The sequence below is a fragment of the Gluconobacter potus genome, from assembly GCF_015244705.1.
GTDB lineage: Bacteria > Pseudomonadota > Alphaproteobacteria > Acetobacterales > Acetobacteraceae > Gluconobacter > Gluconobacter potus.
In genome coordinates, this window is the sequence record NZ_JABCQF010000003.1 from 126453 (window position 1) to 140114 (window position 13662).

The window sequence follows — 13662 nt, forward strand, 5'->3', positions numbered from 1 at the left end:
AAAACCTTTCAGAGATAAAACAGAACAACATCCTTACATTCCAGGCGGGTTATCAACTGCATGTCCGAAAACCGTTCCGCAACCTTTGGTCTCGATGGCCTGAGCCGTCAGTTTCCAGTTCTGGAAGGGACGATCGGTCCGGATGTCGTGGACATGCGCGCCCTGTCCCAGAAAACGGGTGTCTTCTCCTTCGATCCGGGACTGGGCAGCACCGCGACCTGCACCAGCGCCATCAGCTATATCGATGGTGACAAGGGCGTCCTGCTGCATCGTGGCTATCCGATCGAAGACCTGGCCCTCAACGCAAGCTTTACCGAGACGGCCTATCTGCTGCTCTATGGCGAGCTTCCGACAGCCGCGCAGTATCAGGCGTTCCGCACGGACATGAACACCCACCGGCTGCTGAACGAGCAGATCCGGAACTTCTTCAACGGCTTCCGTCGCGATGCGCATCCCATGGCGATCCTGTGCGGAACGGTCGGCGCACTTTCAGCCTTCTATCATGACGGTCTGGACATTTCGGAGCCAAAAGCCCGGGACCTCTCGGCCCGCCGGCTGATCGCCAAGGTCCCGACCATCGCAGCCTGGGCCTATAAATATTCCATCGGAGAGCCCTTCATCTATCCCGATGAAGAAATGTCGTTCTCCGAGAACTTTCTGCACATGCTGTTCGCCCGGCCCGGCAACCATTACCGGGTCAATCCCGTGCTGGCCCGCGCGATGGACCGCATCCTGCTGCTGCACGCCGATCACGAGCAGAACGCCTCCACGACGACTGTCCGCCTCGTCGGCTCGACCGGCGCAAACCCCTATGCCTGCATCGCAGCCGGCATTGCCGCCCTGTGGGGACCCGCGCATGGAGGGGCCAACGAGGCTGCGCTCGGCATGCTGGAAACCATCGGCACCCGCGACGGCATCCCGGCCTTTCTCAACGAGGTCAAGAACCGCAATTCCGGCGTGCGCCTGATGGGCTTTGGCCATCGCGTCTACAAGAACTTCGATCCGCGCGCGAAGATCCTTCAGGCAACCTGTCACGAAGTCATCGAGGAACTCGGACTCAAGCGCGACCCTCTACTGGATCTGGCGATGGAGCTGGAGCGCGTGGCGACCGAGGACGATTATTTCGTCAGCCGCCGCCTCTATCCGAATGTGGATTTCTATTCCGGACTGATCCTCAAGGCTCTCGGGATTCCCAAGAGCATGTTCACCGTTCTGTTCGCAGTCGCGCGGACAGTCGGATGGGTCAGTCAGTGGAAGGAAATGATCGAGGAACCGTCCGTTCGCATCAGCCGCCCGAGACAGCTCTATATCGGTGCGGCAGAACGGAGTTTCATCCCCATGAGCGAGAGGCGCTGAAGCGCCTCCCCGGCGTTCAGCAGTCGCAGCCCGGCGTCTGGCCGCGGGCCTGACGGACGACGTGATGGTCGATCCATTCGGCCACGAGGCGGCGTGCTTCCTTCACGGAAGATTCGGGATGGTGGATGCGATACAGCGTCGTGCAGGCCGCAAAGGCCTGCATGTCCGGCTGGCCGACTTCACGCAGTTCCTGATAGGCCGTCACAACAGCGCGTTCGCATTTCCGGCCGATCCGACTGGTCTCTATGCTCACTTCTGTTCCTGCCGTAAATGAGAATGAATATCGATATCTCTCCCTAGAACTCCGGACGCTCCCATGCAAGCACGAAGATCGATGGGACCGGTAACACTGACAGGCAGCAGATAAAATTCACACAGCCCGGAAGCGGGACATATTGCCCCTACCCTTCCCGGCAACAGCCCGGTAAACCACGAGAAAACGACGTCAGCGGAGACAAGCATGACCCAGTTCGCCGAAAGCCCGATGGCGGGCCGCACCCAGTGGGACCGTGACGCGGCCCTCACCACGGCCCGTATCCTGCTTGAGATCAAGGCCATCAACTTCCGCCCGGAAGAGCCCTACACCCTGACGTCCGGCTGGAAGTCCCCGGTCTATATCGACTGCCGCAAGATCATTTTCTTCCCGCGCGCCCGCACCAAGATCATGGAACTGGCCGTCGAGAAGATCGGCCGCCATATCGGCTATGAAAGCATCGACGCTGTCGTCGGTGGTGAGACCGCTGGCATCCCGTTCGCCGCCTGGATCGCGGACCGGATGATGACGCCGATGGCCTATGTGCGCAAAAAGCCCAAGGGCTTTGGCCGCAACGCCCAGATCGAAGGCGATGTGCCCGAGGGCATGCGCACCCTGCTGGTCGAGGACCTGACGACGGATGGCGCGTCCAAGATCCGATTCGCCAATGCCCTGCGTGATGCAGGCGCCATCGTGAACCACACCTTCGTCGTGTTCTTCTATGGCGTGTTCCCCGGCGCTCACAAGACGCTGGCGGACATGGACATCTCGCTCCACTCGCTCTGCACCTGGTGGGACGTTCTGGAAGCCTGCGCCGGCGGTGACTACTTCTCCGAAAAGGACAGCGCCGAGGTCCGCCGCTTCCTGGAAGACCCCTGCGGCTGGTCCAAGAAGCATGGCGGCGTGAGCAGCGCGGAAGAGGCGCTGGCTCTCAAGGCCAAAGCCGAAGCCTGATGGACACTGGCGCATCCGTGCCAGCCGGCCGGAGTCTGGTTTTTGACTCCGGCATTGGCGGGATGGGTGTCGTGCAGGCCCTGCGCGATCTCCTCCCCGCCCTACATATCGACTATCTCGCCGATACAGCGCTCTTCCCATATGGCGAACAGCCTGACGATCTGCTGACCTCCCGGATCGTCAGTCTTCTGGTTGCCGCCTGCGAGCGCCTCCAGCCCGACGTTCTGGTTATTGCCTGCAATACCGCCAGCACGATTGCGCTTCCCGCCCTGCGACAGCGCCTGAACATTCCCGTAGTCGGCTGCGTACCACCGATCCGCTGGGCCGGGCGCGTTTCCAAGAGCCGGGTCATCGGTCTGCTATCGACGTCGGCCACGGCGCGACGCCCTTACATCCTCCAGCTTCATCGCGATTTTGCGCCCGACTGCCGCCTGATCACTCATGGTGCACGCCGACTGGCGGATCTGGCAGAGCGCGCCTTTCTGGGTGAGGCCATCGCAGATTCAGACGTACAATACGAACTGACCTGCCTCTTCAATCAGCCCCATGGAGGCGAGATCGACACCGTGGGCTTGGGCTGCACGCATTACACATTTCTGATGGACGCTTTCGAGCGCCTGTCTCCCCCCCGCATCACCTGGCTGGACCCCGCTCCAGCCGTTGCACGGCAGGTCAGGACTGTCCTTCAGGACGGCCCATGCCCTTCAACATCCCGACCCGGCAGACTTCTGATGACCTGCGCACCACAGGACGCCGCAAGACTGGAAGCTGCGGCACAAAGACTCGGTTTTTCGCAATGGGATGTGTTCGCGGCTCCCGCACCGGGCATGGTGGAAGCCTGAAAAAACGCCCTGTCCGCTCTGGAACAGGGCGTGTCAGAACTTCTCAGCGGGCGCGATCGACGGTGTACTGAACCGTCTCCGTCATGAGACGACGCAGTTCACTGTCCGGGAAAATCGACAGCGCATCGACGGCCTCAGCCGCATAGGCCTGCGCGCGGGCAATCGTCGTTGCAATGGCGCCGGTCTTCTCGATCAGGGCCAGGGCATGCGGCAGATCGGCTTCCGTCTGCTCACCTTTTTCAATGACACGTTCCCAGAAAACACGGTCTTCGGGAGAACCGGCTTCATAGGCGGCCAGAACCGGCAGCGTGATCTTGCCCTCGCGCATGTCGTCGCCGACCGTCTTGCCGAGAACCTGCTGGTCGGCCGCGTAGTCCAGCGCATCGTCAACAAGCTGGAATGCCATGCCCAGATTGGTCCCGAAACGGTCCAGCGCCAGCTCTTCCGCTTCCGGACGATCGGCGACAACAGCGCCAACACGACAGGCCGCCGCAAACAGGGCGGCTGTCTTGCCGTGAATGACTTCAAGATAACGATCGACCGGCGTGGACAGGTCGTTCTGCGTCACCATCTGCAGGACTTCGCCTTCGGCAATGGTCGCCGACGCGTCGGACAGGATCGCCATGACCTTGAGCGACCCGTCCGCCGTCATCAACTGGAAGGAGCGCGCAAACAGGAAATCGCCCACCAGGACGGAGGCCTTGTTGCCGAACACCGCGTTGGCAGACGCCAGACCCCGGCGCAGGTTGCTCTCATCAACCACGTCATCGTGAAGCAGCGTTGCGGTATGGATGAACTCCACACAAGCCGCCAGACCGACATGACGCTGGGTTTCCGGCGTCGACTGGTAGCCGCACAGACGGGAGGAGGCGAGTGTCAGCAGGGGTCGCAGACGCTTGCCGCCAGCCGCGACAAGATGGGCGCCAAGCTGCGGAATGAGCGGGACCGGGCTCTCCATCCGCGCGATGATGGCGCGGTTGCAGGCCTGCATGTCCTGTTCCAGGTAGGCGGACAGAGCGGAAAGGGCGCTCTCGCCCCCTGCATCCCTGACCACAGCTTTCTCAACGGTCGCAGAAACGTCCGGTGCGGCAGAATCCAAGGGTCATTACTCCAGTTCCCGCAGCGGACCCGGAGACTGGCCCAGGACCGCACGGGCACGATATGATGTGGCGTGGCCCCGTTCTTTCTCTCCTGTCACGGGAAGAACGAACGGACCATGTAACGCCGGACGACAGGTTGGAAAGACCATATGAGCGGCAGCAGGAAGACGGTCAACCCATTGCAGCCCCCGAAGTCCCATACCGGGAACCCATCAGCCCCTCCTGCCCCCACACGGGAAGAGGGTTTCCTGCTGGGCGGCCGGGTCCGCTACGACCAGTTCGCCAAGGGCTACAGGACCGGCCTTGAGCCTGTCCTCATGGCGGCCTCGATCCCCGCAAGACCAGGCGAAACCGTGCTGGAAGGGGGATGCGGTGCAGGGGCTGCCCTGCTCTGCCTCTCGGCCCGTATTCCGGGCATGCATGGAGTCGGACTGGAGTCCGATCCCGAGACACAGGCACTGGCCGAACAGAATATCCGGAACAACATGCTTTCGGACGGCATCCCGAGGCTCCGGATCCTTCAGGCCCATCTGCCTGATATCCCCAGGAGCCTGCGTGTCCTCACGCCCACCGCGAACGGCCGCTTCCATCACGTCATGGCCAATCCGCCATGGCACAGCCCTTCCGGGACACCGTCGCCCGACAGCCGGCGCCGTCTGGCCCTGAGCGCGGAGACAACTGCGCCGGAAGAGTGGATCCGCGCCCTGACGAAATGGGTGCTTCCGGGTGGAACACTGACCTTCGTCCTGTCCACCGCCGTCGCGGACCGGGCCTGTCAGACATTGCTGGAAAATGGATGTGGTTCGATCCAGTTCTACCCCTTCTGGCCCCGGGCGGGGCGCGAAGCGAAACTGGTTCTGGTCCGCGCGGTTCATGGAGGCCGCGGGATCTTCCGGCTGCGGGCCGGGCTGGTCCTGCACGAGGCAGACGGACGTTTTACGGCTGCCGCCGAACATGTCCTGAGAGACGGAGAAGCCCTGCCCGAAGACTAGGATTCTCCGTCTCAGATCTCAGCTGAAGACGTTGCCTTCGAACGCCTCTTCCCAAGTCCCGGACGTGGACGCACGGGAATATTCGGTCGAACGGTTCTCGAAGAAGTTGGCATGTTCGACAGCATTCAGCATATCGTCGATCCACGGCAGCGGGTTGTTTTCCTGCCCATAGATCGGGTCCAGGCCCAACTGCGTCAGGCGGCGATCCGCGATGAAGCGGATGTACTTCTTCACGTCATCGGACGACATGCCCTCGACCGGCCCCATCTCGAACGCCAGATCGATGAACGCATCTTCATGCTCGACCGTCGTGCGGCAGACCTGCGTCAGTTCCTCACGGAAGTCAGCGGTCCACAGTTCCGGATTCTCACGGATGAACGTACGGAACAGTCGAATCATGGACAGGCAGTGCAGCGTCTCGTCACGCACCGACCAGGACACGATCTGCCCCATGCCCTTGAGCTTGTTGAAGCGCGGGAAGTTCAGCAGGATCGCAAAGGATGCGAAAAGCTGGAGCCCTTCCATGAACGCCCCGAAAGCCGCCATGGTCTTGGCGATTTCACGCTTGTTGTCGATGTTGAACGACTGCATGAAATCGTATTTGTCCTTCATCTCCTTGTATTTCAGGAAGGCCGAATACTCGGTCTCGGGCATCCCGATGGTATCAAGAAGATGGGAATACGCGGCGATGTGGATCGTCTCGATATTCGAGAACGCGGACAGCATCATCAGCACTTCGGTCGGTTTGAAAACCTGGCTGTAATACTTCATATACGCGGAATTCACTTCCACGTCGGCCTGCGTAAAGAAGCGGAAAATCTGCGTCACCAGATGCTGTTCGGCTTCCGTCAGCGTCCGGTGCCAGTCCTTCACGTCATCGGCAAGCGGCACTTCCTCGGGCAGCCAGTGGACGCGCTGCTGCGTCAGCCAGGCGTCATAGGCCCAGGGGTAGCGGAAGGGCTTGTAGACCGGGTTGGCGGTCATCAAGTCGAAATGCTGCTCGCCCTGATGATCGGTGGTCGGAGTCGTGTCGCTCATGATCGCGTCCTTTCACATCCCGCCATTACTGGCAGGACAGGCACTCTTCGTAATCGCCGCTGCTCATCTCGCCGCGCGGGGCAGCCTGAGCCGTGGCTTCGTATTTTTCATCTTCCAGAATGTCACTCTTCACCGCGAGATTGGACACGGCATCCGCGCGCTGCACGGACAGAGAGCGGCAGTAATAGAGGGACTTCAGGCCCTTCTTCCACGCCTGGAAATGGATCTGATGCAGGTCGCGCTTGTGAACGTCGGCCGGCAGGAACAGGTTCACCGACTGCGCCTGACAAATGAACGGCGCACGGTCGGCGGCATGTTCGACGACCCAGCGCTGGTCGAGTTCGAACGCCGTCTTGAACACGTCCTTCTCGTCCTGCGTCAGGAAGTCGAGGTTCTGCACGGAGCCTTTGTTCAGCGTGATCGCCGACCAGACCTCGTCCGTGTCATAGCCGCGCTCTTCCAGAATTTTCTTCAGGTGGCGGTTGCGGACCGAGAACGAGCCCGAAAGCGTCTTCTGCAGGAACACATTCGCGCTGATCGGCTCGATGCCGGGGCTGGCATTGCCCGTGATGATGGAAATCGAGGCCGTCGGCGCAATGGCGAGCTTGTGCGAGAAGCGCTCCATGAAGCCGTATTCCTCGGCATCCGGGCACGGGCCACGCAGTTCCGCCAGATGCTTTGACGCAGCATCGGCCTGCTTGCGGATATATTCGAAAATCTTCCGGTTCCAGACCTTTGCCATCACGGATTCGAACGGAATCATCCGGGCCTGAAGGAAGGAATGGAAGCCCATCACGCCCAGACCAACCGAACGCTCACGCGCGGCAGCATATTTGGCGCGCGCCATATCGTCCGGCGCGCGGTCAATGAAGTCCTGCAGCACGTTGTCGAGGAACAGCATCACGTCCTCGATGAACTGCGGATCATCCTTCCACTCGTCCCAGGTCTCAAGATTGAGCGAGGACAGGCAGCAGACAGCCGTACGGTTCTTGCCGTGATGATCGATGCCGGTTGGCAGCGTGATCTCGGCGCAGAGATTGGAGGTCTTCACTTCCAGCCCGGCCAGCTTGTGATGCTCCGGACGGGCGCGGTTCACATGATCGGAATAGATGATGTAGGGCTCGCCCTGCTCCATCCGCGCCGTCAGGATCCGGATCCACAGACCACGCGCCGAAACCTTGCGGATCGTGCTGTGATCCTTCGGGGACAGCAGCGCCCATTCCTCGTCATTCTCGACCGCACGCATGAACGCGTCCGTCACGAGCACGCCGTGATGCAGGTTCAGCGCCTTGCGGTTCGGATCGCCACCCGTCGGGCGGCGCATTTCGACGAATTCTTCCACTTCCGGATGCCAGACCGGCAGATACACCGCAGCCGAACCACGACGCAGGGAGCCCTGCGAAATCGCCAGCGTGAGGCTGTCCATGACTCGAATGAAAGGAATGACGCCGGACGTCTTGCCGTTGCGGCCGATATTCTCGCCGATGGAGCGCAGATTGCCCCAGTAGGACCCGATGCCACCGCCCTTGGACGCCAGCCAGACATTCTCGTTCCACAGCCCCACGATTCCCGAAAGGCTGTCCTCGGCCTCGTTCAGGAAGCAGGAAATCGGCAGGCCGCGCTCGGTGCCACCATTGGACAGAACGGGCGTGGCCGGCATGAACCAGTGGCGGGAAATGTAGTCGTAGATCCGCTGGGCATGGCCCGCATCCGCGCCGTAATAAGAGGCCACACGCGCAAAAAGCGCCTGATAGTCCTCGCCCGGAAGCAGGTAGCGGTTGTTCAGCGTCGCCTTGCCGAAATCCGTCAGCAGGGAATCGCGCGAACGGTCCACCCGCACGGCATGATGGCCCGGAAGCTGCACGACATCGTCGAACATATCTGCAGAATCGGCATCACCCGGTAGCGGCGCTTCACCGATGGGATGATCGACAGGCGGACGCACATCATGGGCGCGATCAGCCTTGTCGGACACGTCCATTGTCACGTCATGAAGGGTCATCGCTCTCTCCGCCGGGCATCTATTTCTGGTATCTCGAGCACTCATTTCCATCACTCCGAACCCGATCGCAAGCACGAAGTTCGCTTGCAATCTCGGAAGAGCTGTGAATTGGAACCATCCCATATCTAGGGCACGAAATGGTTAATGTCCCTATATATAGTGCTGATCGCAGAAAACTGCCGCTACCTCACTGTTATCCCCAGACTTCTCCTCTCCCTTCGCCCTTGGGTGTGTGCCGTGGGTCACAGAATGGAGAAATTTCGTGATCGCCAGTCCGGGCAACGATCCGTAACGGACCACGTTTGAGAGAAGGACCCAACATTCCGGAGCATTGATCCATGACCATCAAGAAGACAGCCTCAGCCCACTGGACCGGCGGCCTCAAGGACGGCAAAGGCACGATTTCCACACAGAGTGGCGCCCTGCACGACCAGCCCTATGGCTTCAACACCCGTTTCGAAGACAAGCCCGGGACGAATCCGGAAGAGTTGCTCGGCGCGGCCCATGCCGGCTGTTTCACCATGGCGCTGTCCATGATGCTCGAACAGGCGGGCTTCAAAGCCGAATCCCTGGAAACGAAAGCCACGGTGTCTCTGGACAAGTCCGGCGAAGGCTTTGCCATCACGCAGTCTCACCTGACCTTGCGTGGCAAGGTTCCCGGCGCATCGGAAGCGCAGTTTCTGGACATTGCCAACAAGGCCAAGGAAGGCTGCCCGCTGTCGCAGGTCATCAAGGCCAGGATCACCCTGGACGCCACGTTCGAAAGCTGAGGCAGCCGGTATCGAAGGCTGGGGCCTAGCGCCCCCAGCCACATTGCGCATGATCGCGCAGCAGGTGATCGGCCAGCACACAGGCCATCATCGCTTCAGCAACCGGCACGGCCCGAATGCCAATGCAGGGATCGTGTCGTCCCTTCGTCATCACCTCGACGGACTCGCCATTACGCGTGATGCTCGGAACAGGCGTGAGGATCGAGCTGGTCGGTTTGATCGCAAAACGCGCCACGATGGGCTGCCCCGTCGAAATACCACCCAGAATGCCGCCGGCATGGTTGGATGCGAACTGTGGTCCCGGCGCGATCGGATCGGCGTTTTGCTCACCGCGCAAAGCAGCCACAGCAAAGCCGTCCCCGATTTCGACACCCTTCACACCGTTGATGCCCATCATGGCGCCCGCCAGATCGGCATCGAGCTTGCCATAGACCGGCGCACCGAGTCCGGCAGGCAGACCTTCCGCAACGACTTCCACAGTCGCGCCGATCGACGATCCATCCTTGCGAATGGAGTCGAGCAGCGCCTCCCACGGACCTACGGATTCCGCATCCGGACACCACAGCGGATTGCGCTCGACTTCGTCCCAGTCCCAGCGGGACGGATCGATGGTCTGGCCACCGATTCCCGTCAGGGCCGCACGAATCTTCACGCCCTCACCCACCAGCGTTTTGAGCAGCACACGCGCCACGGCCCCTGCCGCAACCCGCATGGCCGTCTCGCGCGCCGAAGAACGTCCGCCTCCGCGATAGTCGCGAATGCCGTATTTCATGTCGTAAGCAATGTCGGCATGACCGGGGCGATAGCGGGTTGCGATATCACCATAATCCTTCGACCGTTGATCGGTATTCTCGATCATCAGCGAAATGGGCGTGCCGGTCGTCTGCCCTTCAAACACACCCGAAAGGATCCGGACCTGATCCGGCTCCCGGCGCTGCGTGGTAAAGCGGGACTGCCCCGGCCGACGACGGTCGAGCCAGGGCTGGATGTCCTCTTCGGACAGCTTCAGGCGGGGTGAACAGCCATCAATGACGCAGCCAATGGCCGGTCCGTGACTTTCACCCCAGGTGGTGACGCGAAAGAGCTTCCCGAAGCTGTTGTCCGACATGTCAGTTCCCGGAGCCGACCGCTGCGATGTCCGGCGCGTCCGGGTTCTTCATGCCGACCGTGTGGTAGCCGCAGTCCACGTGATGGATCTCGCCCGTGACACCACTGGACAGGTCGGAAAGCAGATACATACCCGAACCGCCAACATCCTTGAGGGTCACGTTGCGCTCCATCGGAGCATTGAGCTGGTTCCAGCGCAGGATGTAGCGGAAATCGCTGATCCCGTTGGCAGCCAGGGTCATGATCGGACCGGCGGAGATCCCATTCACGCGGATATCGTCGCGGCCCAAATCGGCAGCCATGTAGCGCACGGAGGCTTCCAGAGCCGCCTTGGCCACGCCCATCACATTGTAATGCGGCATGACGCGCTCGGCGCCGAGATAGGTCATGCTCAGGAACGACCCGCCCGGATTCATCATTGCGGATGCACGGCGTGCAACAGCCACGAAGGAATAACAGGAGATATCCATGGCCTGCAGGAAGGCATCGCGCGGCGTATCGATATAGCGGCCACGGAGATACTGCTTGTCGGCGAAAGCGATGGCATGGAGCACGAAGTCGATCTTGCCCCAGACCTTCTCGATCTCGTCGAACGTGGTGTTGATGGCATCGTCATTGCTGACATCACAGGGAATGACGAGTTCGGACCCGACGCTCTCGGCCAGCGGACGGACGCGCTTGCCCAGCGCCTCGCCCTGATAGGTGAAAGCAAGTTCTGCGCCCTGTGCAGCACAGGCACTGGCAATGGCCCAGGCAATGGAGTGCTTGTTGGCAACACCCATGATCACACCGCGCTTGCCCTTCATGAGCGTGCCGGTCACTGGAGCCGGGATATTGTCTTCCGTTTCAGACATGGTGATTTCCTGAATCGCGTTGGCGTATTGAGGGCCGTGGTTGCACAAGCGCCCGTTACAGACAAGACTTTGCGACGATTGCGCCGTTTTTTGCCCCCTGACAGGGCATTAAGGCATCACTCCGGCGCTAAGGAATTTCTGCCCATGTGTTCGAAATCCGCCTACGCCACCATAGAACCGTTCGATTTTTCCGAACATCATTCCATCCTGATCCGCGCTCGGCCCGGCGCCATCCTGAACTCCGTGCGGCACTACCGCCTGGGTGATGATCCGCTCTTCCGTCCGGCCCTTTACCTGCGTGAACTGCCCGCCCGCCTGCTGCGCGCGCGCCCTCCGCTGCCTCTGGACCTTCAGGACTTCACGCTTCTTTCCCAGACCAATCGCAGTCTGGTCTACGGGCTGAAAGGCGCTTTCTGGCAGACGGATTACGGCCTGCGCCGTTTTGACACACCCATGGAGTTTCTCGGTGACAGGGATGCGTCCGCTGCAACCCTGATCCTGTCCTTTATGACAGTGCCAGCCACGCCGAAACGGACGCGCCTTGTCACGCAGACACATGTCCTGTGCCCCACTTCTCATGTCCGGCGGTGCTTCCTGCCCTACTGGCTCGTGATCCGTCCTGTCAGTGGCCTGCTGCGGCGACGCATGCTGTCCCAGATCAAGGCGCGATGTGAGCGAAGTGCGTAAACTGTTCCCATAGCGGGCCGGATGGCTGGAACGTGCCATCCGCGTTATGATCCTCACACTGGCGAACCGGTCTGCGTTGCTCCTGCCGCGTCAGGCCTGTTCCGCCAATCCAGTTCCAAGGAGAGTCCCATGTCCGACATCCCCCTGATTGACCTGAAGGCCGATCCCTTCGCCCTGTTTGCGGCCTGGATGTCGGATGCCGAGAAATCCGAGCCGAACGATCCCAACGCCATGGCCGTGGCCACCGCAACCCCTGACGGGCGACCTTCCGTCCGGATGCTTCTGCTCAAGGGCGTGGATGAGCGCGGCTTCGTTTTCTATACCAATCTGGAAAGCCGCAAGGGACGCGAACTGCTGGCCAACCCGCATGTCGCCCTGCTGTTCCACTGGAAATCCCTCCGCCGCCAGATCCGGATCGAAGGCCCGGTTGAAGCCGTCAGTGCCGCCGAAGCCGATGCGTATTTCGCAAGCCGCTCGCGCATGTCCCGCCTTGGCGCCATTGCGTCCGACCAGTCACGCCCGCTGGATGACCGCAGCACCTTCGAGGAACGCCTGAAGGCCGTGGACGAGAAATACGGCGACGGTCCGATCCCCCGCCCCGCCAACTGGTCGGGCTTTCGCGTTCTGCCCGAAGCCATCGAATTCTGGCAGGATCGCCCCTACCGCCTGCATGACAGAGCCGTGTGGACCCGTGACGGAAACATCCATGACGGAAACGGATGGAACGTCACACGACTTTATCCGTAAATACATCATAACGACGTTCTGCAGATTTTGGCCGGGGAGCCCTGACCCATGCTTATCGACATCAAGAATATCCTTCTCCCCCTGAACGGCTCCGGTGACCTCGAAGCCGTCATGTCGGTCGCGCTTGATTTCGCGCGCCGTTTCGATGCCCATCTGTCCGCTGTCGTGGTCGGCTCGGACCCGTCCGAAGTCGCGACGCTAGCCGGTGAAGGCATCTCGGCCGGCATGGTCAATGAAATGATCGACACAGCCACGACCGAAGCGCAGCGCCGCGCGATCGCGATCCGCAAAGCCTTTGATGCCTTCATCCGTGAGCATGACATCCGCCGTGTCGAGCCTTCGAAGATCGGCTCCTCTGCGGGCGATGGCGTCAGCGCCAGCCTTGATGTCCTCAACGGGACCGAGCACGATTCCCTGACATGGCGCTCGCGTCTGGCCGACATGACTCTGGTCCCGAACCTCGCCAAGGACGGCGATCCGCGCGCCTCCGAAACGCTGCATGCCATCCTGTTCGACAGCGGACGACCGCTCGTGATCGCCCCGCCCGCCCCGCCGAAAACCGTCGGCAAGCGCATCGCCATTGCCTGGAACGGCACGCCCGAGGCCTCGCTGGCCCTGCGCTGCATCCTGCCCTGGGCCCACAAGGCCGAAGCCGTGCAGGTCCTGACCTGTCAGGACTACCAACGTCGCGGACCGGGCGCGGACGAAGTCGTGACCTATCTGCGGATGCATGGCATTTCCGCCACCGCCCGCGAGTTCGAAGCCGTAAACCGTGACATCGGCGCGGGGCTCCTGAAAGCGGCTACCGAGTTCAACGCCGACATGCTCTGCATGGGCGCCTATTCCCACTCGCGTCTGCGTCAGATGATCCTGGGCGGTGTCACCCGTCACATTCTGGAACAGGCGCAACTCACCGTTCTCATGAGCCGCTGAAACGCCTTTTCATGCCTGCCTGCCGAT

14 protein-coding genes are annotated in these 13662 nt (G+C 61.2%); 8 read left to right on the forward strand and 6 right to left on the reverse strand.

The window, feature by feature from the left end; genetic code table 11:
• Positions 1–60: 60 nt before the first annotated feature.
• A complete protein-coding gene (locus tag HKD31_RS06975; RefSeq protein ID WP_194264794.1) occupies positions 61–1356 on the forward strand; it encodes a citrate synthase in 1296 nt (431 codons plus the stop codon).
• A 16-nt stretch (positions 1357–1372) separates the two neighbouring features.
• On the opposite strand, the gene HKD31_RS06980 is transcribed toward HKD31_RS06975, so the two are convergent.
• Positions 1373–1609, reverse strand: a complete 237-nt coding sequence (locus HKD31_RS06980; protein WP_024716776.1) for a hypothetical protein — start codon at positions 1607–1609, stop codon at positions 1373–1375.
• A gap of 207 nt (positions 1610–1816) precedes the next feature.
• Between HKD31_RS06980 and HKD31_RS06985 the strand changes: the two genes are divergently transcribed.
• Both HKD31_RS06985 and murI read left to right on the forward strand, forming a co-directional pair.
• Positions 1817–2563 carry an orotate phosphoribosyltransferase gene (locus tag HKD31_RS06985; protein WP_041112205.1) on the forward strand — a complete coding sequence of 249 codons (747 nt, stop codon included), beginning with the start codon at positions 1817–1819 and terminating at the stop codon, positions 2561–2563.
• Positions 2563–3405 (forward strand): glutamate racemase, encoded by an 843-nt coding sequence (gene murI / locus HKD31_RS06990; RefSeq protein ID WP_194264793.1) that lies wholly within the window; start codon positions 2563–2565, stop codon positions 3403–3405. Before HKD31_RS06985 ends, murI begins: the two co-directional genes overlap by 1 nt.
• A gap of 43 nt (positions 3406–3448) precedes the next feature.
• Here the strand turns inward: murI and HKD31_RS06995 are convergent, their stop codons facing one another.
• Positions 3449–4504, reverse strand: coding sequence for a polyprenyl synthetase family protein (locus HKD31_RS06995; RefSeq protein ID WP_062496815.1), 1056 nt, complete (start codon positions 4502–4504; stop codon positions 3449–3451).
• 150 nt (positions 4505–4654) lie between these two features.
• Between HKD31_RS06995 and HKD31_RS07000 the strand changes: the two genes are divergently transcribed.
• On the forward strand, positions 4655–5497 hold the full coding sequence (locus HKD31_RS07000) for a tRNA1(Val) (adenine(37)-N6)-methyltransferase (RefSeq protein ID WP_194264792.1): 843 nt from the start codon (positions 4655–4657) through the stop codon (positions 5495–5497).
• Between the two features lie 18 nt (positions 5498–5515).
• Here the strand turns inward: HKD31_RS07000 and HKD31_RS07005 are convergent, their stop codons facing one another.
• Together HKD31_RS07005 and HKD31_RS07010 are read right to left on the reverse strand one after the other, a co-directional pair.
• Positions 5516–6535 carry a ribonucleotide-diphosphate reductase subunit beta gene (locus tag HKD31_RS07005; RefSeq protein WP_062496820.1) on the reverse strand — a complete coding sequence of 340 codons (1020 nt, stop codon included), beginning with the start codon at positions 6533–6535 and terminating at the stop codon, positions 5516–5518.
• 25 nt (positions 6536–6560) lie between these two features.
• A complete protein-coding gene (locus HKD31_RS07010) occupies positions 6561–8414 on the reverse strand; it encodes a ribonucleoside-diphosphate reductase subunit alpha (protein ID WP_370543905.1) in 1854 nt (617 codons plus the stop codon).
• A gap of 461 nt (positions 8415–8875) precedes the next feature.
• Between HKD31_RS07010 and HKD31_RS07015 the strand changes: the two genes are divergently transcribed.
• Positions 8876–9307 carry an OsmC family protein gene (locus HKD31_RS07015; protein WP_194264790.1) on the forward strand — a complete coding sequence of 144 codons (432 nt, stop codon included), beginning with the start codon at positions 8876–8878 and terminating at the stop codon, positions 9305–9307.
• Positions 9308–9332: 25 nt separating this feature from the next.
• On the opposite strand, the gene aroC is transcribed toward HKD31_RS07015, so the two are convergent.
• On the reverse strand, positions 9333–10415 hold the full coding sequence (gene aroC, locus HKD31_RS07020) for a chorismate synthase (RefSeq protein WP_194264789.1): 1083 nt from the start codon (positions 10413–10415) through the stop codon (positions 9333–9335).
• A gap of 1 nt (position 10416) precedes the next feature.
• Positions 10417–11268 carry an enoyl-ACP reductase FabI gene (fabI, locus tag HKD31_RS07025; RefSeq protein ID WP_062496828.1) on the reverse strand — a complete coding sequence of 284 codons (852 nt, stop codon included), beginning with the start codon at positions 11266–11268 and terminating at the stop codon, positions 10417–10419.
• Positions 11269–11412: 144 nt separating this feature from the next.
• On the opposite strand from fabI, the gene HKD31_RS07030 reads away from it, so the two are divergent.
• The 3 genes from HKD31_RS07030 to HKD31_RS07040 all read left to right on the forward strand — a co-directional run bounded on the left by HKD31_RS07030 (position 11413) and on the right by HKD31_RS07040 (position 13635).
• Positions 11413–11955: a hypothetical protein gene (locus tag HKD31_RS07030; RefSeq protein ID WP_228120321.1), complete on the forward strand. Its 543-nt coding sequence runs from the start codon at positions 11413–11415 to the stop codon at positions 11953–11955.
• Between the two features lie 129 nt (positions 11956–12084).
• A complete protein-coding gene (gene pdxH, locus HKD31_RS07035; protein ID WP_194264788.1) occupies positions 12085–12702 on the forward strand; it encodes a pyridoxamine 5'-phosphate oxidase in 618 nt (205 codons plus the stop codon).
• A 48-nt stretch (positions 12703–12750) separates the two neighbouring features.
• Positions 12751–13635 (forward strand): universal stress protein, encoded by an 885-nt coding sequence (locus tag HKD31_RS07040; RefSeq protein ID WP_062496832.1) that lies wholly within the window; start codon positions 12751–12753, stop codon positions 13633–13635.
• Positions 13636–13662: the final 27 nt, after the last annotated feature.

Coding starts and splice junctions, on each gene's coding strand:
- HKD31_RS06975 (WP_194264794.1), top strand. CDS start 61: ATGTCCGAAAACCGTTCCGCAACCTTTGGTCTCGATGGCCTGAGCCGT.
- HKD31_RS06985 (WP_041112205.1), top strand. CDS start 1,817: ATGACCCAGTTCGCCGAAAGCCCGATGGCGGGCCGCACCCAGTGGGAC.
- murI (WP_194264793.1), top strand. CDS start 2,563: ATGGACACTGGCGCATCCGTGCCAGCCGGCCGGAGTCTGGTTTTTGAC.
- HKD31_RS07000 (WP_194264792.1), top strand. CDS start 4,655: ATGAGCGGCAGCAGGAAGACGGTCAACCCATTGCAGCCCCCGAAGTCC.
- HKD31_RS07005 (WP_062496820.1), bottom strand. CDS start 6,535: ATGAGCGACACGACTCCGACCACCGATCATCAGGGCGAGCAGCATTTC.
- HKD31_RS07010 (WP_370543905.1), bottom strand. CDS start 8,414: ATGTTCGACGATGTCGTGCAGCTTCCGGGCCATCATGCCGTGCGGGTG.
- HKD31_RS07015 (WP_194264790.1), top strand. CDS start 8,876: ATGACCATCAAGAAGACAGCCTCAGCCCACTGGACCGGCGGCCTCAAG.
- aroC (WP_194264789.1), bottom strand. CDS start 10,415: ATGTCGGACAACAGCTTCGGGAAGCTCTTTCGCGTCACCACCTGGGGT.
- fabI (WP_062496828.1), bottom strand. CDS start 11,268: ATGTCTGAAACGGAAGACAATATCCCGGCTCCAGTGACCGGCACGCTC.
- HKD31_RS07030 (WP_228120321.1), top strand. CDS start 11,413: ATGTGTTCGAAATCCGCCTACGCCACCATAGAACCGTTCGATTTTTCC.
- pdxH (WP_194264788.1), top strand. CDS start 12,085: ATGTCCGACATCCCCCTGATTGACCTGAAGGCCGATCCCTTCGCCCTG.
- HKD31_RS07040 (WP_062496832.1), top strand. CDS start 12,751: ATGCTTATCGACATCAAGAATATCCTTCTCCCCCTGAACGGCTCCGGT.